This window comes from Methanobrevibacter sp. (assembly GCF_045112895.1).
GTDB lineage: Archaea > Methanobacteriota > Methanobacteria > Methanobacteriales > Methanobacteriaceae > Methanocatella.
In genome coordinates this window covers 26,662-45,972 of record NZ_JBGUIH010000031.1, presented here as the reverse complement: position 1 = coordinate 45,972, position 19,311 = coordinate 26,662, and the positions used below count along the sequence as shown (strand labels likewise).

Below are 19,311 nucleotides of genomic sequence, written 5' to 3'. Positions count from 1 at the left end.
CGATAAGAACTTCGACTGTATCTTTAGCCATCAGTCAGCCTCCTTTTGAATTATTCTAATTTGATCAGCTTTAACAGTAACCGGAATTGGTACTGCAGCTTCTATTAACTCAAGAACGACTTCTTCACGTGATTCATCAATACGAACCACTTTTGCCCTTTCCCCTTTGAACGGACCAGAAATAAGTTCAACAATACTTCCTTTTTGTATAGAGGAAATAATAGGTTCTGGCTTTAAGAATCTTTTAACTTCATCGAAAGTAATGCCTACACTACCTTCAACAACACCTCTTAAATGTTGTACTTTTAAATCAGGATTTCTGAGATCGATTTTTGTTGAAGATTCAACTAAAATATATCCCTTTAAAGATTCTGGGACAAGAATTGATGAAATGCCTATGCCATCGATAGTTCTGGCTTTACGTGCCAATAATCTAGCAACATTTCTTTCTTGACCTGCAGAGGTTTTAAGAGCATATATGGAACTATTAGTATCTTCCATGAAAAATTCACCTATTTTTAAAATTTTTTCTTGTTAATAAAATCATACATTAAGTTAAAAATATTTTGAACGTCTCCAACCATATGTTAGAGATTCTTAAGTAATCCGTTCTGACAAACAGAAATTGATTAAGCTATCCCCCATGTTCTCTGGGTTTAGTGCAAATAAATCCTAAATCAAATTAATGACATTAGAACCATCACACATAATATAAAAGTCATAATTATCAAGAAAAAAAATTCTTGAAAATAAGATTTCTATAATATTAATATTTATAATAGATAATAGTATTTAAAAGTTTTTAAAAAAACAACTTTTGAATAAAATTAACATTACTAAAAAAAATTATTATAATTATAGTTTATCAAAAAAATAAGTAATTGGTTCTAAATACCAATTAAAGAACCAAGCAACACAATTACAAAACCTATTACACCAACAATTGCAACACCCATAGCTGAAATTTTAGCTAGATCGATGTATTCCGGCAAATCAGGTTTTCTTGCTACTTTCAATACTCTTTTACTGTCTTTGATAAATTGATTAACACTTTCTTGAACATCCATATAAATACCCAAAATTAAGAATTTTTAAATTATAATAAAATGATAGTAATAAAATAATTTATAATTTAAACATTAATAAATGTTTGCATTTTTACAAAAAAAATAAAAGATAAAATTAGAAGATTCCATCAATGAAATCATCTAATTGGTCATCAGTAGACTCAGGTTCTGATTTTTCATCAGCATACTCGATTTCAGGAGTAGTTTCAATCTCATAATTAGATTTGATGCCTGAAACGACAACAGTTGTTCTAACAGTATTCTGAAGGCTTTCATCAATTTGAGTACCCCAAATAATGTTAGCCTCAGGATCCAATTTGTCAGCAACAACTTGAACAATCTTTTCTGCTTCGTGTAAGGTTAAGTCAGAACTACCTGATATGTTAACCAAAGCACCAGTAGCATTTGAAATATCAATGTCAAGTAATGGGCTGCTTAATGCTTCATGCACTGATTCTAATGCTCTATCACCGGTATCGGATTCTCCCATACCAATCATAGCCATTCCGGAGCCTCCCATGATGCTTCTGATATCAGCAAAGTCTAAACTTACAAGGCCTTTTTTAGTAATCAATTCGGTTATGCCTTTAACAGCCCTTCCCAAGATTTCATCAGAAACCATGAATGCTTTGTTTAAAGGCAAGTTTGGTGCTACTTCCAATAATTTGTCATTTGGAATTACGATTACAGTGTCAGCAGATTCTTGGAGTTTTTCTAAACCTTGCTCTGCATTTTCTCTTCTTTTAATTCCTTCAGCTGAAAACGGCATAGTAGCAACAGCGACAGTTAATGCGCCCAATTTTTTAGATAATTTAGCGATGATTGGTGCTGAACCAGTACCGGTTCCTCCACCAAGACCACAGGTAACGAATACCATGTCTGCGCCTTCCAATTCATCTCTAATTTCATCTTCACTTTCTTCGGCACATTCTTCACCGACAGCTGGATCTCCACCTGCACCCAATCCTTTAGAAGTTTGTCTGCCTAAAAGGATTTTTTTAGCTGATTGACTGTAAAATAAATCTTGAGCATCAGTATTTACTGCAATTGTAGTTGCCCCTTCGATGCCCATTTCATTTAATCTTGAAATAGTGTTGTTTCCTGCTCCACCGGCACCAACAACAAATATATTAGTTTTAGCTCCTTTAATCATCTCTATAAGATCTTCATCAATATCTGAAGCGAGTTTTTCAGGTGCTTTCTCTTCCATTCTTTGTTCGGATTCTTTGATTGCATCATCTATAAACTTCACGGATTAACCCCACATAATCTACTATTAAAATAATTGTTAAATATTTCTATTTTTACTTATATTTAAATGCAACTAATTTATAAGTTATAACTACTTAAAAAAGTTTTTGGAAAAAATTAAAATATCCAATCAATCTCTTGGCATTGCAATAATTTCCTTAATTTTTAGATTAAACAAGTTTTTCGCGTTTACAGGAGTCAAAATAACTGCACTGTCAACACCATGGCCCCTTCCACCGATAGCAATTATTTCCTCGCCAACCGGAACCAATCCTGCATCAGCGGCCATGATGGAGATTTCAGCACCTACCTTAATACCATGGGAAAACATTCTGAAAGTATCTGCAACAACATCCAATGGAGAATATCCTCCATACTTATTGGTAACTCCCCTTGCTGCACCGCTGAAAGCATGGCTTCCGAAGTATGTTTTGATGCCGACGCTTTCAAGTTTTTCAATCATTTCATCGGAGATGTCTGATTCGTTTGCGCCGCTGAAGCCCATATGGTGGGTGACATTGATTATTTCGACGGAATCGCCAACAGCCTCATATAACTTCAATGCGGATTCGCCTGAAGATGAAGCGATTAGAATTCTTTTAATATTTTCAGAGACTTCCAATTTATCTTTAACAGCCAATATCAATTCATCTGTATAATCACTACCCTCATTATCAAAATAGGTTATAAATTTTCTTGCCATGTTTATCCTTCCCAATAGATAATTATTTAAAACTCTATTAAATTATATATTATAACATCTATTTAAATTAGAGATTTTCATGACAGACGAAAAATTAAAGAATATAAAGCATGTGGTAAATGGAGATTACATCGTAATCCCAATCGAAACCGGATACATTAAGCCAAATGAAAATTTGGATTCCATTATAAATCCTGCAAAGGAATTGATGGAAGATGATGATTATTTGGTAATAGCTGAGACTCCAATTTCAGTTTCACAAGGCAGATTGGTTGATGAATCAAAATACACTCCATCATTAACCGCAAAATTCCTAACAACAGTATGGAGCAAATATCTTTGGGGCTATGTTCTAGGGCCTTTGCTTAAAATAAAAAAGAGAACAATCAAGAACCTGAGAAAACTGCCTAAACAAACGGAAGCTCACAAAGAAGTTGTCCTGCAGTTATATGGACTGAAACATGCATTGAAACCTGCTTCAGAAGCCGGCATTGACTTGAGCAATGCTCCAGGAACTTATGTGTCTCTTCTTCCGGAAAATCCCGATAAGGTAGCAAAAGACATTAAAAAGGAAATCGGGAAAGACATCTGCGTGATGATAATCGATACCGATGCGACATATATGAAAAACGGAAAATACTTTACGGCATTGCCAATAGCCATCGAAGGCATTGATGCCGACAATGGAGTCTTCGGATATGTGAAGGGGCAGCTGTCCGAAAATATGGGATCAACACCGCTGGGATGCAGCGAAAAGATAGATATAGAAACTGCCTTAAAAATAGCCAATATCGCTGAAGACTATCAAAAATCACTTTCAACAGAAATGAAAACTATACACAGTGTGAAAGAGGTTTTAGGCAGTGAAATCGATGAAGTAACAATCGAAGACCTTGACTCGATTACCCATACCCCTGCCGTAATCATCAGAAAAATGCAAGATTGCTCCTGAAAAGATACAAGAATATGGCATAAATTAACTAATAACCAATTTTAAATAGAAAAAATAGCTTAAAGAAAATTTTATATTAATGATTTTACAAAAAAATATTATAACTTATAACAGATTTAGTCAAAAAATAATGAAAGGATGAACTTAATGAATGTAGATAATTTTGGAAAACACAGGAATATTTTATTACCCCTAATGGACTGCATTTCAGTCATATTGGGATATTATTTAATATCGGTGCTGATTACCGATTCATTTTTAATGAATCCTATAAGCGCTATAACTAAAAAGGAAATTCTAATAGGCATTATCCTAACAATAATAGTTTTGCAAATCGTTTTCAGATTGACAAAAAGGTATTCCAACATCATACGCTATGAGAATAACCATGATTATCTGATGTATATAATCCTTTCAGTTCTAATTATGCTTATCGTATCCGCTCTTGAAGACATCTTGGGCATGAAAAACCCTTCCATAAAATACAATGTTGCAGTGGGGATTTTGATTGGAATAATACTTGTCGTTTATAGACTGGTCATAAGATATGCTCTATTGTCAGACATTGCCAATAAGGGAATAAATTATACTCCTGAAAATCAGGAAAAGTTATTAATTATCGGCGGAGGATACTCAGCCAATGACATTATTAAAACCTTAAATTCCACCTTAAAAGGAAAATATGAAATTGTTGGAATTATTGATGACAATGAAAAACGTATGGGCTATTCTGTAGGTGGCGTAAGGATTATCGGAGACAGAAATGACATTGAACACATATGCGAAAAATATGGCATCGACTCCATTTTCTTTACCATAGTCAATATTGACAACAAGAACAAGAAGGAAATCCTGGAAATCTGTAACAGAACAAATGCAAAAGTCAAGGTATTGCCTGGACTAAGGGAACTCATTTCCGAAGAAAACCTGTATCAAAGCTTAAGGGATGTGGAAATTGAAGATCTGCTCGGAAGGGATCCTGTCGAACTTGACAATGAAAACGTTAAAAGTCTGATTAACGGCAAAGTGGTTTTGGTGACCGGCGGTGGCGGATCCATTGGTGAAGAGCTCTGCAGACAGATAATGCTCCACAATCCGAAACAGCTGTTGATGCTGGACATCTATGAGAATAGCTTATATGACATTGAATTGGAGCTCAAGGCCAAATATCCAGACAAAGACATCAGAGCAATTATTGCAAACATCAGGGACAAAGAGAGAATGTTTGAAATATTTGATGAATTCTCACCTGAAATCGTTTTCCATGCTGCAGCGCACAAGCATGTCCCTCTGATGGAGAACAATCCTACCGAAGCTATCAAGAACAATGTATTCGGAACATATAATCTTGTAAATGCCTGTGACAAATACCATACCAAACGATTTATTCTAATATCCACCGACAAAGCAGTCAACCCGACAAACATAATGGGCGCTACCAAAAGGCTGTGTGAAATGATTATCCAAGCAAAGGATAAGGAAAGTGAAACCGAATATGTAGCAGTCCGTTTTGGAAACGTTTTAGGCAGTAACGGTTCCGTCGTGCCTTTATTTAAAAAGCAGATTGCCGAAGGAGGTCCTGTAACCGTAACTCATAAGGACATCACAAGATTCTTCATGACAATTCCGGAAGCCGTGGCTTTGGTCTTGCAGTCAATTACCTATGCCAAAGGCGGAGAGATATTTGTATTGAATATGGGGGAGCCTGTCAAAATCTATGATTTGGCAAAAAGCCTAATTGAACTGTCCGGATTGACACCCGGCAAAGATATTGAAATCAAATTCACAGGTTTGAGGCCTGGAGAAAAGCTATATGAAGAATTGTTGATGGATGAAGAAAACCTTGAAGCGACAGGGCATGAAAAGATCTTCATTACAGAACCTATGAACTTTACAATGGATGAAGTCGAAGAAAAGCTGGATGCCTTCAGAGAAATTATCGACAATGATATTTATGATAAACAAATCATCAAAGACACAATGAAAAAATGTGTTCCTACTTATAGAGATCCAAAAGACGTTAACGGAGAGTAAAAAATATGAATATTCCATTTTCACCACCAGACATTACCGAAAAAGAAATCGAAGAAGTTGTTGAAGCATTAAGATCCGGATGGATTACAACCGGACCTAAAACAAAGGAATTTGAAAAGAGGATCAGTGCTTATTGTGGCAGCGACAAAACTGTTTGCCTGAGTGCCGCAACTACCGCTTTGGAGATGACTTTAAGGCTGTTGGGTGTTGGAAAAGGCGATGAGGTAATCGTGCCTGCATACACATATACTGCAACCTGCAGCGTCATTTGCCATGTAGGGGCTACCCCGATAATGATTGACAGCCAAAAAGACAAAGAGGAAATGGACTATTCACAGATGAAGGATGCAATCACCGATAAAACAAAAATAATAATGCCTGTAGACATTGCAGGAATATTGTGCGATTATGACAGGATATTTGAAATAATTAACGAAAAGAAGGAACTGTTCCATGCCAATAATGACATTCAAGAAGCATTCGGCAGGATAATCGTTTTGGCCGATTGCGCACATGGTTTTGGAGCCATCAAAGATGACAGAAAAGCGGGCACCTTTGCGGACTTTACCTGTTTTTCATTCCATGCCGTTAAAAATTTAACCACTGCTGAAGGCGGTGCGGTAACTTGGAAAGACCATGATGGAATCGACTCAGAGAAGCTATACAAGCAATTGCAGATTCTATCCCTTCATGGGCAAACCAAAGATGCTTTGGAAAAAACCCAAAAGGGATCTTGGGAGTATGACATCCTGCTTCCTGCATACAAGTGCAATATGACTGATGTCCAGGCTGGAATCGGTCTTGGACAGCTTGAAAGATATGATTCCATGTTAAAAAGAAGGCATGAGATTATTAGAAAATATGATGAAGGATTTAAAGACAGCAAAGTAATTACCCCAAAACATTTTACTGAAAGCTCATCTTCTTCAGGCCACTTATACTTAACAAGACTTGAAGGCCTTTCATCAGAAGACAGGAATGAGATTATAATAAAAATGGAAGAGAGAGGAATAAGCACCAATGTGCATTATAAACCGCTTCCTATGCTAACCGCATATAAAGATTTGGGCTTCGATATTGACAATTATCCTAATGCGTACAACTTATTCAAAAACGAAATAAGTTTGCCTATATACTCCACTTTAACAGATGCTGAAGTAGATTATATCATTCAAAATTTATTGGATATTGTGGAAGAATATTAGATATATATTTATAATAAAAAAAACATAACTAATATAGATTTTAAATCTTATATCATAAAATTTAATTCATTTTTTTACTTTTTCAGACACTATGATAATTTGATTTAATAAGTTTAGGGGAAATTAAATGATAAATGATCCATTAGTAAAACAACTATTAACCAGCATTGTTGAAGATGAAAGCAATTTGCCTATTGTTCAAGCATTAAATGATGGAATTGAAACTGATGAAGAAATCGCTAATGAAACTGGGATAAAATTAAATATCGTTAGAAAAATACTTTACAGACTTTATGATATGGGAATTGCTAGCTATAAAAGAAGTAAAGACCCCGAAACACAATGGTTTACTTATTCTTGGAAATTTGAGAAAGAAGAAATAATCAATCGTATCATCAAAGACTCCGAAAACTATTTGACCATGCTTAATGATGAGTTAGAATATGAAGAAAACAATATGTTCTTCGTTTGCCCTCAAGGGCATGTGAGACTTGACTTTGATGAAGCTTCAGATTATGAATTCCTATGCCCTGCATGCGGAGAGGAATTGGAGTTCCAAGACAATACAGAAACCATTGAGCAAATCAAAGAAGATATTAAAATGGTTGAAAGTAATTTTAATTCCTTTACAGAAAAGAACAAATAATTTGGATAACAATGGAAATTGAATTACTTGAAAAGGAGAACACTCCTAAAAATGTTATAGACCATTGCAAAGCGGTTTATAAAAAAGCTATGGAAATAGCTGCTAATTTTGATAATATAGATGAAGAGCTTATTAGAAAAGGCGCCCTTCTGCATGATATAGGAAGGTCAAAAACCCACGGCATCACCCATGCCGTCGAAGGGGTCGAAATAGCTAAAAAATATGGTTACTCCGAAGATGTTTTGAATATCATCGAAAGACATATCGGAGCCGGAATAACCGAAGAGGAAGCTGAAAAACTCGGACTTCCGAAAAAATCCTACATTCCGCAAACGCTTGAAGAAAAAATCGTTGCCCATGCCGACAACCTGATTAGCGGAAGTGACGAAGTGGATATTGATTTTGTTATAGAAAAATGGAAAAGAAATATTGAAGACAGTGACGACAACATTGAAAGATTGATAAAATTAGACAATGAACTGATTAAAGCCTTTGAGGAATAATATGAAAGTTATATGTTCAAGTGAAGAGTCCCTATACCGCCCCGAAGCAGTGAGGTGGAGACAGAGAATGGAAATGATGGAACCTCTTGGGGATACTGTTGTTCTATTGCCCTGCAGTATGAAAAAACCTTATTCCAATTCCAAATCACATCAGAAATTCAGAAAACTTACCCGTTCCTATCAGGAATTGATTGTTACCTCCCCCTTTGGAATCTGCCCTAGGGAACTTGAGAACACATTCCCCATTCAATCTTATGACGTGAGCACAACCGGCAAATGGTCTGAAGATGAAATTGAGGAAACCGGCAAACTAATAGCCAAGTATTGTGAAGGAAAAACAATAGTTGCCAACCTTGCAGGAGGATATCTGGAATCCTGTGAAGCTTATGTTGATGATTTTATAAATGTCTGCAAAGACGAAAGGCCAACCTCCCCTGATTCTCTTTATAATTTGAGGATGGAGCTTAAAAATCATAATAAAGTCAATAGAAGAGAAAAAACGTTGCATGAATTAAGGTCAATTGCAAAATTCCAATTTGGTGAAAATGGCGAGGAATTCATTCCGGATAATGTTAAGACCAAGGGAATGTACCATAAGAGGATATTGTCTGATGGAACCCAACTTGCATTATTGAATAAGGATTATGGATTGTACAGATTGAATTTGCCGGGTGGAGAAATCCTAAAAGATTTGGGGATACATATTGTTGAAATTGATTTTGACCTTACAACAAATACCGTATTTGCGCCGGGAATTGAAAAAGCAGACCCTAAAATCATTCCAAATGACGAAGTGGTTGTTGTTAAAGATGACAGTGTAGTTGGAGTTGGAAAAGCAATAATGACTGGTCGTGAAATGGAAGAATGCGAAAATGGAATAGGTGTTAAGATTAAACACCGTGTTAAATAATTTAGTGTATTTTTGTTTGAAAAAATAACAATGTTTATAAATACCTTAGTTTAAAACTATAAATTACAATAAAAAATAGGAGACTAAATATGTCAGAAGATTTAGTGAATGATATCAAAGATGCCATTTCTGTAATCAATGACCCTCACATGGGAATCAGTATTGTAGAAATGGGAATTGTACAAAATATTACTGTTGATGGTGATCAAGCTGAAATTATCCTTAAACCAACCAATCCTGGTTGTATGAGTATCACTCGTATCGCTGCTGATGCAAAAATCAGAGCTGAAAAAGTTGAAGGAATTGAAAATGCAAAAATCATCGTTGAAGGACATGCTATGGCAGACTCCATTAACGAAATGATTAACAGATAATTTTTTAAAAAACTCAATTAATTCTATATATGACCGAAAGAGTTATATATAGTAATTAATATAAATTAAAGTGTTGACAGTTAACTGTCACACAAATATTATAGGCTAGTGGCACAGCTTGGTTAGCGCGCTCGGCTGATAACCGGGAGGTCATGGGTTCGAATCCCATCTAGCCTACTTCAAACTATTTTTTTAAGTCTTTTCACATTACATGACAATTTTATCTAAAAAATCTGCTTTTTTTAAAACTTTAATATCAATATAATTATATTTCCTTTTCAATGATAACAAATATATACTATATTCTACATAAAAAAACTTAAATGTACAAAAAGTTGGAATGTTGATTAAAATGTGGGAAAAAGTTAATGAAAAATTCAAAAAATACCCTGCAAGAATCAGAGTTGCGGAAAAAATGATTGAACTCGGACTATCACTAAATGAAGATGGAAAGATCTACTGCGGAAATTTGAAAATTAGTGATAAGGCACTGGCCACTGCAGCTGATGTTGACAGAAGAGCTATTAAATCAACTATTGACGTGATAAAAGAAGATGAAGACTTATACAACTTATTCAGCAACATAATACCTGCAGGAACACTTTTAAAAAATATTGCTAAAAACCTAGACCTTGGAGTAATAGAAATAGAAGTAGGATCTGAAAGCGAAGGAATTCTTGCACGCACTACAAGCTTAATTACAGAAAAAGGAATTGGGATAAGGCAGGCTTATGCTGAAGATACAGAACTTCAACAAACTCCTCTATTAACTATCATAACAGAAGAGCCCGTTAAAGGTGATTTAATAAACGAATTTTTAAAAATAGAAGGAGTAACAAGAGTGTCTATTTATTGATTAATTTTTTCAAGATGTTCCATTCTTGCTTTTTCCATTTCTTTATCTTCTTCTTCAAGGAATTCTAAAAGTTCTTCCCAAGCTTCTAAAGATTCTTTAGCAGCTTCTTCAGTTAATTTTTCAATTGCATAACCGGCATGGATTAAAACATACTCGCCAACTTCTACATCTGGTAGAAGATCCATTTTAGCTTGTTGTCTTGCTCCACCAAAGTCAGCAAATAATGTATTCTCTTCTCTATTAATTTCAACAACTTGAGCAGGTGCTGCAATACACATAATTACTATCTCCAAAATTTAATTATATTATTAATTTACAAAGTTAGTATTATATAAAATTATCTAAACGGGTGTTTTAATGAAGAATATTGTAATCGGTTCAGGTCCTGCAGGAAGATTAGGTTCACTAGAGCTTGGAAAACTAGGGGAAGATGTTACTTTAATTGAAAAGAACCATATAGCCGGTACATGCTTAAATGAAGGTTGTATGGTCATTTGCGCATTGACAGATATTACAAAATTCATTGACTCAAACAAGAGATTCAATGATTATGGATTTATTAAAAGTCAATTGGACATATCTTACGAAAAGATCATTGAAAAGATTGTGGAAACACAAGAGGTATTGCGGAAATTAAATCAAATGGAAAACGAAAGTTTCGGAAATAATATAATCTATGGCGAAGCCAGCATAGAGGATGATATCGTTAAAGTGAATAATGAAAGCTTTGAATATGATAATCTATTGATAGCGACAGGTGCCCGCCCATTTATTCCGGACATTGAAGGGAAAGAGTTTGGATTGACAAACAAGGATATCCTGAAGCTTGATGAAATTCCTGAAAAATTGAATATTATTGGTGGAGGCATAATAGCCGGTGAAATAGCCAACATCTACTCAACACTCGGCAGCGAGGTCAATATCCTTGCAAGAAGTACCTTTTTAAAGGAAATCAGTGCAACCACAAAAAAATACGTTTTGGAAAAAATACTTCCTGAGGTCAACATATATGAAAACACCAATGTTGTAGAAGCATTTAAGGATAAAGTATTGACCGATAAAGGCGAAGAATTAGAAGGAACACCATTTTTTGCAACAGGCAGAACGCCCAATAGTGAAATCGCTGAAGGTTTCGTTGAACTGAATCAGGACAGAACCATAAAAGTCAACGAAATGATGAAAACTAATGTTGATAATGTATATGCCGCAGGTGATGTTACCGGAGGATATCTGCTAACGCCAGTAGCTAGAATGGAAGGCATCACAGCTGCAAGAAACATGGCAGGATATGGAAATAAAGTAAGCTATAATTGCATTCCTCAAACATTGAGTCTGAACATGGAAGTCAGCTTCGTTAAAAATGAAGAATCATCATGCACTGATGAGGATAAATCAACAATCGGAATTCCTGGAATTGCCGGTCCTTCCTCATTCTGGAACATTCTGTCTGGAGATACTGGATATACTGAAGTGGAATTCGATAAGAAAAACAATGAAATAAACAGAATCAATTCCATATCCCCGTCATCTGTAAGTGATGTTGCATACATATCCTATTTAATGAGGATGGGCTATGATTTAGATGACTATTCCGAATTTTTGGAAATACATCCTTCAACAGACAGCAATTATAAAATAATAAAAAACATGTGGTTATAAAACCACTATTCTAATCTTTTTAGCATGTCTTCGGCCAAATAGTCAGCGGCCTGAGCGCATTGTCTGCCATAAACTAAAGCATTTTCCCTTAAAGAGTCATAGTTTTCAAAGGCCTCATCAATACTTTGGCAGACATCACTGACTTCAGATTCCAGAATAGCTCCCTTAAACACGCCAGCCATGTTTTGATATCTTCCCCATTTTACTTTAGTAAGCGCAATGATTGGCTTTTCACATGTCAACGCCTCTTCTAGAGACACTCCATCATCAGTTAGAACTGTCAAGTCGGCGAATTTGAATAGATGATTGATCCAATCAATGAATCCAGCATATATTATCTTTTCATCATCGATTTCTTCCATATATTCCTCATGCAATGGAAGGCCTACAAGAACAAGATTGTATTCATCAGTATGATTGGAAACCAAATTGATTGCATCGAGCATGCCTTTAAAGATTGATGAACCTGAAGAGAATACGATGGTCTTCTTATTTTCGTCAAAATTAGGATATTCCTTAAGCTTTGAAAGAGCTATGCTTTCGTCTCCATCTCCAACATTCTCATCCAAAGGATAAAATGCCTTATCCATATTTTCAGGAAGATTTTCCCACCTGAACTTATCCAATTCAGGTAATACATAAGACTGATTGAATTTTGGACATACCATCGAATCCAGGGGGGTTGAAATTAAAGAAAATCCTGGTTTTCTTGCAAATTTGGCTCCTAAAGAACCTACAATTGCACCTCCACCTAAAACCCCAACGACAAAATCTGCCCCTGACTTTTTAATAGCTGACCTTGCCTTAAATGTGGCGGTAATCAGTTTAAAAGCGCCTTTGATAGCTGACAATTTAGTGGCAGAATGGCCTCCGGCACTGGGAACAGAAATCTTATACCATGAATAACCGTTTTTTTCAAACAGAATGCCCGGAGCTGATTCATCCAAAGCAATATCACATACAACTCCTTTTCTCTCAAGGGCTTTCATTGTATTGAGAGCAACTGCCGCATCACCGCCTAAACCCCTTCCGGTGACTATGAAAAACGCTTTTATAAAATCACTCTCCTTTTCCCAATCTAGGTATCTCTCTTTTTACACCATAATCTGCAATGCGTGATGCATGAGGATTGAACAGCAGTCTTCTAAATCCTAAAAAAATCAATATAGGAGATTTGACAACATATTGTTTATCTTTAAGAATCCATTTCCTAAGCAAGTCTCCTAAACCTCCGCCGGTTAACACATCCATGAAATAATCGCCGAATGTCGGATTGTATATTCTTAATTGCTGGGATAAAAATACTCTTAAATTATTTCTTCTGATGAATGCAATAAGTGCTGTTGTTATGATTCCGAGAAGAATGACTGACCATAATCCGCCAACCATGTAGAAAGCCAGACCAAGTGCTATTCCAAAGGTATGGTTTCCAACTTCCCCCAGCATGATTTTTCCTGTAAAATCCAATGGACTATAACCTAAACATACAAAGAATATTAATAATGGCGTATAAACCGCCGGCAATTCACATACATTTGGAGAACCGACAATCAACATCAGGACAATAGTTAGAACAGACATTATCAGTGTAACAATACATGCTGAACCTGGTTGCATATCTGAAATGTTCATTGGCTGAACCATGAGCGCGATGAAAATAGCGGAAATCCAATACCCTTCAAGGATTCCTACAATCATGACCAGAATAATACCGATTCCTCTGGAAAGCTGACCCCATTCAATACCCAAGGGTACGCACTTTTTTCTTCCCATAATATCGTCGATTAAAGCAAAAATACCTATAATCAAAATCAAGGTGTTGCATCCGGGCAGCATGTAAAAAGACAGTATGATGAATGGTATCACTCCGATTGCACGTGGAGTTCCTCCCCTTACATTAGGGTATAAATTGCCGAGATACCCTCGACTTCCTAAAAATCTAAAAATTGCATTTAAAACAGCAGTCCCTACTGCAGATAGGATAAAAACAAAAATAAATGCAAGAATAACCGATGAATAAAACATGCTAATCCCTCTATATTATTTTTAATTGTTTATGATATATAAATATTCTATCAATTTAACCAATTTCATATCTTAAAATTGCCGCCATTCCCCCAAGGCTTTCCAATTGTTTTCCGCCCTCGTGTTCGCTGCTTATAACCATTACTTCCCCTTTCATGTTTTCTACCATGTCCATTGCATCGCTCATGTTTTCGCTTGCAACTTTAGTATCCAATATTAGCAGTTCATCAACTGCCCCCAATTCAATTGCCTTTTTGGTCTCCTTCAAACCGTAGGCCACTTTTGATGAATTCTTAGCAATTTCAGTAAGCAGGTTATCAACGGCGCTCATTTCCATGGCAACCCTATTTTCAGAAGTCAGCTTTTCAACAGTTCCTTTTTTTAGAACTTCACTTATTCCGTTGCGGCCTCCAGATCCTGTTGCCTCAATGATAGATATTTCTGCCAAATCACTATGTTTGTCTTTTAAATAATCGTAAAAATCGTTTTTAACAAATCCTGGCCCTGCAATGACAATATTCTGGATTGAATCGAACTTTTCAATTGACTCGACGACTTTTTCATAAAACCGGACAATGTTTTTCTGCCTGTTTTTATCAATGATTCTTTTGCCGGACACCTGCCCTTTGATTGGGCCGTAATACTCTATTCCAAACTGCCTCATCAAACCTAATGTTGCGGTATCGTCCTCCAAAACAACGATTATTGCAGAAAGCTTTTTGGAAGCCTCAATAGCCTGGTCAAGTCTTTTAATTGCCCATTTCGGCCATCGCTCTTTTTTAATGGTTATTGGGGTGTTGAGCTTAACTTCCAATGTGTGATGTGACCCAAGAGGTATCAGGTCTTCTGGCCCCCTCGTAATTACTCCTGTTAATCTTAACTTTCCTGTGAATAGATGAAAACTGACATTTTCAATGTCCAATCCCAAATAAAAGGTTTTTTTAACTCCCCTGTCGCTTCTAAGCTTATCTCCAGTATTATCCTGAATACGTCTGGTTGTCTTTGAGGACGCATTGTCCCCAATTTCTATGATATGGGACAGATGCCATAAATCATCCAATGTTTCGGGAACAATTTCAACAATCCCTTCCTTTTCATCTTCGTTTATAATCTTCATAATTCACAATAATTTTTCTAGTTAATAATTTATATAGTTAATAATTATAAATTTAGTAATGGTTAAAATGAATGTTGGAATTATTGGAGGTAGTGACGGGTTGGGAAAGACTCTCGTCTACTACTTTAGAGATGAATTTAATGTATTTATAACAGGATACAATCCGGAAAAAGGCAAACGTGCAGCTGATGAGTTAGGAGTAAACTATATAGAATCAAATGCGGGTTTGGCCAATATCAGCGACATATTGGTTATTTCCGTGCCAATACAATATACCTCAGAGGTCATTCGCGAAGTTGCTCCCTTCATGAAAAGCGGTTCGTTGATGGTTGACGTGACCTCCATCAAGGAAGAGCCGTCAAAAACAATGGCAGAGGTACTTCCTGAAACTGTAGAATACATTCCAACACACCCCGTTTTTGGTCCGAGAACAACAAGCCTAGACAATCAGGTCATTGTTTTGACTGCAGACAAAAAGGGCGAATGGTATCCTAAAGTCTACAATTACCTGGCAGGCAAAAACATGAGGATAATTGAAACCAGCGCTAAAAATCATGACTTCATGATGAGCATTGTGCAGGTTCTGACACATTTCTCATTCATTTCAACAGCATCTGCAATTGAAAAGCTAAGCGTTGACATATCAGAAACCGAAGACTATGAAAGTCCCATCTACAATCTGATGATTGATATGATAGCTCGTATCGTATCCCAAAATCCATATCTGACCTATAATATCCAATCCAGAAACAATTACGGACCTAAGGTTAGAAATGCATTGGCCGATTCCGTGATTGAACTGAGGGACGTCATCAATAATGGTGATGAAGAGGAATTCATAGACATTGCCATCAAAGCAACAAAGCATATGGGAGATATCAAAAATGCTTTGGGTAGAAGTGACAAGGCAATCAGCGCATTGAGCTATGAATATACCTATCTGAACAATTCAATCGGACAGGAAGTTGGATTAAAGCATATCTATTCCGGGAAAATCCATGTTGGAATTCTTGAAAGCATAGACGGGAAAACTGCCGTGTTAAAAGATGGAAATAAAACCAAAAAGCTCCGTATAGCAAATATCAGGATTTTGCTTCCAAGTGAACTTTACCAATGGAAAATCGATAATTGGAATACCAAAACCGAATCCATCAGTTGCGTATTTCCAAAGAATGTCCATGTTGAAACAATTGAAGATACAGTTATGAACATTGACAATATCATTGACATTAAATTGACTGATGCCTATAACGGCCCTCAAATTGATGATGATTCCATAAGCTTAACTTTTGAAGTTACCGGCCTTGACAAAGAGGATATTGAAAATGTTAGAAAATTGTTTACCGGATTTGGTGGAATTATTAGATAACTTGTTTTAAACAATACGAACAAATATTAAAGTGTCATAAAGTAATTAAATCTTTAATTTAAATATAACCTTTTAATTTTTATCTATTTAGATAGATTAATGAATAATAACTTTTTTAAGATAAATTATTAATATATCACTAGTTAAATAAAAAATAACTTATTTTAAAATAGTTTTAAAAAATTCATAAAACCGAAACCTTTATATAGTAAAACATACACAGATTACTTTGTCAATAAAGTTACAAAAAGTAACAAAAAGATTTTTGACATTTTATAATTATTACATTATAGCCATTAAAAAGGAGATGATATCATGGCACAAAATGAAATTACACTAAAAGTTGCAGAAGCAATATCTCAAAAAGATGTTGGACAAGGCGTTGCAAGACTTGATCCAAATGTCATGGACGATTTAGACATCAAAGAAAGGGATTTAGTTGAAATCGTCGGAGAAAAAAGAACTGCAGCAATTGCTCTTCCTTCACAAACCGACATTGGTCTTGGAGTTATTAGAATTGATGGGTTAGTTCGTAAAAACTCCGGAGCAACAATCGGCGGTGAAGTCACTGTTAAAAAAACCAAAGCGACAGAAGCAAAAAAAGTCGTTTTAGCTCCGATTGAAAATAACATCCGCGTACAGGGAGATGTACGTGGCTTATTCGCTGGAAAGGTAATGGTGCAAGGAGACATCATTGGATCACAAATCAGGGCACCAAGACCAAGTATGAATATGGGCTTTGGAGGTTTATTTGATGAATTGATGGACTTCACACCTACAATGAAAGAAATCAAATTTGCAGTAGTATCAACAAACCCTAAAGACATTGTAATCGTTGGTCCGAATACCGAAGTCCAGCTTCATGAGACTCCTGTTGACGTAAGCAAAATCGAAGGTGTGGGAAACCTTGTTGATGTAAGCTACGAAGACATCGGCGGTTTAAAAGAAGAGGTCAAAAAAGTAAGGGAAATGATTGAAATTCCTCTTAAAAGACCTGAACTCTTTGAAAAATTAGGCATTGCCCCACCAAAAGGAGTATTGATGCATGGTCCACCAGGTACAGGTAAAACATTGCTGGCCAAAGCGGTGGCCAGTGAAAGTGATGCTCATTTCATTGCAATCAACGGACCTGAAATCATGAGCAAATATGTGGGCGGATCTGAAGAAAACCTAAGGGAATACTTCGAAGAAGCTGAAGAAAATTCCCCTTCAATCATATTTATCGATGAACTTGACGCAATTGCACCAAAAAGAGAAGAAACAAATGGAGAAGTTGAAAGAAGGACCGTTGCTCAACTTCTAACATTGATGGACGGCCTTAAATCCCGTGGCCAAGTCGTCGTGATTGGTGCAACTAACAGACCAGATTCTCTTGACCCAGCACTTAGAAGGCCGGGAAGATTCGACAGAGAAATTGAAATTGGAGTACCTGACTCTGAAGAAAGAAAGGAAGTATTGGAGATTCACACAAGAAACATGCCTCTTGCAGATGATGTAGATCTTGACAAGATAGCAAATACCACCCATGGATTTGTAGGAGCGGATCTTGAATCATTATGTAAGGAAGCGGCAATGAGAGTAGTGAGAAGAATCCTGCCGGAAATCCAAAACGACGAAGAGATTCCGAAAGAAGTGATGGAAAAAATAGTAGTTACTGGAGACGATTTTAAATCAGCTCAAAAAGAAATCCAACCTTCAGCTTTAAGAGAAGTCCTCGTGCAAATCCCAGATATCAAATGGGAGGACGTAGGAGGTCTTGAAGATGTGAAACAAGAACTCAAAGAAGCTGTTGAATGGCCATTAAAACACCCTGATACCTTCCAACGCTTAGGCATTAGACCACCGAAAGGAACATTGCTTTACGGAATTCCTGGAACCGGTAAGACATTGCTCGCAAAAGCCGTAGCAAGTGAAAGTGAAGCAAACTTCATTTCAGTAAAAGGTCCCGAACTTCTATCCAAATGGGTCGGGGAATCTGAAAAAGGCGTTAGAGAAGTATTTAGAAAAGCAAAACAAGCGGCACCAACAGTAATCTTTTTCGATGAAATTGATGCGATAGCCAGCGCACGCAGCGGAAACGATACTGACAGCGGCGTTACCAAAAGAGTTGTTAATCAGCTCTTGACTGAAATGGACGGTTTGGAAGAACTTGAAGATGTTGCAATCATTGCAGCAACCAACAGACCTGACATTTTGGATGCCGGACTTATGAGACCTGGAAGATTTGACAGACACATTCAGGTTAAGGAACCTGATGAGGAAGCAAGGCTTGCAATCTTTAAAGTCCACACAAAAGACATGCCTCTTGCAAAAGATGTTGATCTTAAAAAATTAGCCAAAAACACAGATGGATATGTTGGAGCCGACATTGAAGCCGTTTGCAGAGAAGCTGCAATGTTGACTCTAAGAGACAACCTCGAAGCTAGTGAAATCCCATACAAATACTTTAAAGATGCAATCGATAAAGTCAAACCTGGAAATGACCAGGATGAACAGCTAGTTCAGTATATGTAAGGAAGAAACAGCACCTTTCTTCCTTTTCCTCCTTTTTATTATCTCTGACCATATACGTGGGAAGGACCAGCACTTCCCACACAACCTCTAAAATATATTACAAAACAATTTAAATACTTATTTTAA

19 protein-coding genes and 1 tRNA gene are annotated in these 19,311 nt (G+C 36.3%); 12 read left to right on the top strand and 8 right to left on the bottom strand.

Annotated elements, in window-relative coordinates:
* Nucleotides 1–30: 30 nt before the first annotated feature.
* From ACJMLD_RS06290 to ACJMLD_RS06275, 4 genes are all read right to left on the bottom strand, one after another.
* On the bottom strand, nt 31–501 hold the full coding sequence (locus ACJMLD_RS06290) for a transcription elongation factor Spt5 (RefSeq protein WP_405269363.1): 471 nt from the start codon (nt 499–501) through the stop codon (nt 31–33).
* Between the two features lie 386 nt (nt 502–887).
* On the bottom strand, nt 888–1,067 hold the full coding sequence (locus ACJMLD_RS06285; protein WP_405269359.1) for a protein translocase SEC61 complex subunit gamma: 180 nt from the start codon (nt 1,065–1,067) through the stop codon (nt 888–890).
* A gap of 115 nt (nt 1,068–1,182) precedes the next feature.
* A complete protein-coding gene (ftsZ, locus tag ACJMLD_RS06280) occupies nt 1,183–2,319 on the bottom strand; it encodes a cell division protein FtsZ (RefSeq protein ID WP_405269356.1) in 1,137 nt (378 codons plus the stop codon).
* Between the two features lie 129 nt (nt 2,320–2,448).
* Nucleotides 2,449–3,021, bottom strand: coding sequence for a pyruvate kinase alpha/beta domain-containing protein (locus tag ACJMLD_RS06275; protein ID WP_405269353.1), 573 nt, complete (start codon nt 3,019–3,021; stop codon nt 2,449–2,451).
* A 79-nt stretch (nt 3,022–3,100) separates the two neighbouring features.
* On the opposite strand from ACJMLD_RS06275, the gene ACJMLD_RS06270 reads away from it, so the two are divergent.
* The 9 genes from ACJMLD_RS06270 to ACJMLD_RS06230 all read left to right on the top strand — a co-directional run bounded on the left by ACJMLD_RS06270 (nt 3,101) and on the right by ACJMLD_RS06230 (nt 10,501).
* Nucleotides 3,101–3,973: a coenzyme F420-0:L-glutamate ligase gene (locus ACJMLD_RS06270; RefSeq protein WP_405269351.1), complete on the top strand. Its 873-nt coding sequence runs from the start codon at nt 3,101–3,103 to the stop codon at nt 3,971–3,973.
* Between the two features lie 147 nt (nt 3,974–4,120).
* Nucleotides 4,121–6,007: a polysaccharide biosynthesis protein gene (locus ACJMLD_RS06265; protein WP_405269348.1), complete on the top strand. Its 1,887-nt coding sequence runs from the start codon at nt 4,121–4,123 to the stop codon at nt 6,005–6,007.
* Nucleotides 6,008–6,012: 5 nt separating this feature from the next.
* Nucleotides 6,013–7,212 (top strand): DegT/DnrJ/EryC1/StrS family aminotransferase, encoded by a 1,200-nt coding sequence (locus ACJMLD_RS06260; RefSeq protein WP_405269345.1) that lies wholly within the window; start codon nt 6,013–6,015, stop codon nt 7,210–7,212.
* 127 nt (nt 7,213–7,339) lie between these two features.
* Entirely contained in the window at nt 7,340–7,858 is a 519-nt protein-coding gene (gene tfe / locus ACJMLD_RS06255) for a transcription factor E (RefSeq protein ID WP_405269342.1), read from the top strand.
* 11 nt (nt 7,859–7,869) lie between these two features.
* The gene (locus tag ACJMLD_RS06250; RefSeq protein WP_405269339.1) at nt 7,870–8,361 is read left to right on the top strand and encodes a TIGR00295 family protein; all 492 of its coding nucleotides are present in this window, start codon (nt 7,870–7,872) and stop codon (nt 8,359–8,361) included.
* Between the two features lies 1 nt (nt 8,362).
* Nucleotides 8,363–9,271, top strand: coding sequence for a DUF5591 domain-containing protein (locus ACJMLD_RS06245; RefSeq protein ID WP_405269336.1), 909 nt, complete (start codon nt 8,363–8,365; stop codon nt 9,269–9,271).
* A gap of 89 nt (nt 9,272–9,360) precedes the next feature.
* Nucleotides 9,361–9,645 carry an iron-sulfur cluster assembly protein gene (locus ACJMLD_RS06240; RefSeq protein WP_405269334.1) on the top strand — a complete coding sequence of 95 codons (285 nt, stop codon included), beginning with the start codon at nt 9,361–9,363 and terminating at the stop codon, nt 9,643–9,645.
* 102 nt (nt 9,646–9,747) lie between these two features.
* Nucleotides 9,748–9,822: transfer RNA gene (locus tag ACJMLD_RS06235), tRNA-Ile, on the top strand.
* 163 nt (nt 9,823–9,985) lie between these two features.
* A complete protein-coding gene (locus tag ACJMLD_RS06230; RefSeq protein ID WP_405269331.1) occupies nt 9,986–10,501 on the top strand; it encodes an amino acid-binding protein in 516 nt (171 codons plus the stop codon).
* On the opposite strand, the gene ACJMLD_RS06225 is transcribed toward ACJMLD_RS06230, so the two are convergent.
* Entirely contained in the window at nt 10,495–10,779 is a 285-nt protein-coding gene (locus ACJMLD_RS06225) for a HypC/HybG/HupF family hydrogenase formation chaperone (protein WP_405269328.1), read from the bottom strand. The genes ACJMLD_RS06230 and ACJMLD_RS06225 overlap by 7 nt on opposite strands.
* A 79-nt stretch (nt 10,780–10,858) precedes the next feature.
* On the opposite strand from ACJMLD_RS06225, the gene ACJMLD_RS06220 reads away from it, so the two are divergent.
* Nucleotides 10,859–12,160: an FAD-dependent oxidoreductase gene (locus ACJMLD_RS06220; protein WP_405269325.1), complete on the top strand. Its 1,302-nt coding sequence runs from the start codon at nt 10,859–10,861 to the stop codon at nt 12,158–12,160.
* A 5-nt stretch (nt 12,161–12,165) separates the two neighbouring features.
* Here ACJMLD_RS06220 and ACJMLD_RS06215 read toward each other — a convergent pair whose 3' ends face one another.
* From ACJMLD_RS06215 to ACJMLD_RS06205, 3 genes are all read right to left on the bottom strand, one after another.
* The gene (locus tag ACJMLD_RS06215; protein WP_405269322.1) at nt 12,166–13,149 is read right to left on the bottom strand and encodes a glycosyltransferase family 1 protein; all 984 of its coding nucleotides are present in this window, start codon (nt 13,147–13,149) and stop codon (nt 12,166–12,168) included.
* A 70-nt stretch (nt 13,150–13,219) separates the two neighbouring features.
* Nucleotides 13,220–14,185: a cell wall biosynthesis protein gene (locus ACJMLD_RS06210; RefSeq protein WP_405269319.1), complete on the bottom strand. Its 966-nt coding sequence runs from the start codon at nt 14,183–14,185 to the stop codon at nt 13,220–13,222.
* A gap of 55 nt (nt 14,186–14,240) precedes the next feature.
* On the bottom strand, nt 14,241–15,302 hold the full coding sequence (locus ACJMLD_RS06205; protein ID WP_405269316.1) for an mRNA surveillance protein pelota: 1,062 nt from the start codon (nt 15,300–15,302) through the stop codon (nt 14,241–14,243).
* A 58-nt stretch (nt 15,303–15,360) separates the two neighbouring features.
* On the opposite strand from ACJMLD_RS06205, the gene ACJMLD_RS06200 reads away from it, so the two are divergent.
* Together ACJMLD_RS06200 and ACJMLD_RS06195 are read left to right on the top strand one after the other, a co-directional pair.
* Complete coding sequence (locus ACJMLD_RS06200; RefSeq protein ID WP_405269313.1) at nt 15,361–16,671, top strand: prephenate dehydrogenase; 1,311 nt, start codon at nt 15,361–15,363, stop codon at nt 16,669–16,671.
* Nucleotides 16,672–16,986: 315 nt separating this feature from the next.
* Complete coding sequence (locus tag ACJMLD_RS06195; protein WP_405269310.1) at nt 16,987–19,185, top strand: CDC48 family AAA ATPase; 2,199 nt, start codon at nt 16,987–16,989, stop codon at nt 19,183–19,185.
* Nucleotides 19,186–19,311: the final 126 nt, after the last annotated feature.

Excerpts from the sequence above, each read along its gene's own strand:
- ACJMLD_RS06285 (WP_405269359.1), bottom strand. The coding sequence starts at position 1,067 with ATGGATGTTCAAGAAAGTGTTAATCAATTTATCAAAGACAGTAAAAGA.
- tfe (WP_405269342.1), top strand. The coding sequence starts at position 7,340 with ATGATAAATGATCCATTAGTAAAACAACTATTAACCAGCATTGTTGAA.
- ACJMLD_RS06220 (WP_405269325.1), top strand. The coding sequence starts at position 10,859 with ATGAAGAATATTGTAATCGGTTCAGGTCCTGCAGGAAGATTAGGTTCA.
- ACJMLD_RS06200 (WP_405269313.1), top strand. The coding sequence starts at position 15,361 with ATGGTTAAAATGAATGTTGGAATTATTGGAGGTAGTGACGGGTTGGGA.
- ACJMLD_RS06240 (WP_405269334.1), top strand. The coding sequence starts at position 9,361 with ATGTCAGAAGATTTAGTGAATGATATCAAAGATGCCATTTCTGTAATC.
- ACJMLD_RS06195 (WP_405269310.1), top strand. The coding sequence starts at position 16,987 with ATGGCACAAAATGAAATTACACTAAAAGTTGCAGAAGCAATATCTCAA.
- ACJMLD_RS06250 (WP_405269339.1), top strand. The coding sequence starts at position 7,870 with ATGGAAATTGAATTACTTGAAAAGGAGAACACTCCTAAAAATGTTATA.
- ACJMLD_RS06265 (WP_405269348.1), top strand. The coding sequence starts at position 4,121 with ATGAATGTAGATAATTTTGGAAAACACAGGAATATTTTATTACCCCTA.
- ACJMLD_RS06205 (WP_405269316.1), bottom strand. The coding sequence starts at position 15,302 with ATGAAGATTATAAACGAAGATGAAAAGGAAGGGATTGTTGAAATTGTT.
- ACJMLD_RS06230 (WP_405269331.1), top strand. The coding sequence starts at position 9,986 with ATGTTGATTAAAATGTGGGAAAAAGTTAATGAAAAATTCAAAAAATAC.
- ACJMLD_RS06260 (WP_405269345.1), top strand. The coding sequence starts at position 6,013 with ATGAATATTCCATTTTCACCACCAGACATTACCGAAAAAGAAATCGAA.
- ACJMLD_RS06270 (WP_405269351.1), top strand. The coding sequence starts at position 3,101 with ATGACAGACGAAAAATTAAAGAATATAAAGCATGTGGTAAATGGAGAT.
- ACJMLD_RS06225 (WP_405269328.1), bottom strand. The coding sequence starts at position 10,779 with ATGTGTATTGCAGCACCTGCTCAAGTTGTTGAAATTAATAGAGAAGAG.
- ACJMLD_RS06215 (WP_405269322.1), bottom strand. The coding sequence starts at position 13,149 with ATGAAAGCCCTTGAGAGAAAAGGAGTTGTATGTGATATTGCTTTGGAT.
- ACJMLD_RS06290 (WP_405269363.1), bottom strand. The coding sequence starts at position 501 with ATGGAAGATACTAATAGTTCCATATATGCTCTTAAAACCTCTGCAGGT.
- ACJMLD_RS06245 (WP_405269336.1), top strand. The coding sequence starts at position 8,363 with ATGAAAGTTATATGTTCAAGTGAAGAGTCCCTATACCGCCCCGAAGCA.
- ACJMLD_RS06275 (WP_405269353.1), bottom strand. The coding sequence starts at position 3,021 with ATGGCAAGAAAATTTATAACCTATTTTGATAATGAGGGTAGTGATTAT.
- ACJMLD_RS06210 (WP_405269319.1), bottom strand. The coding sequence starts at position 14,185 with ATGTTTTATTCATCGGTTATTCTTGCATTTATTTTTGTTTTTATCCTA.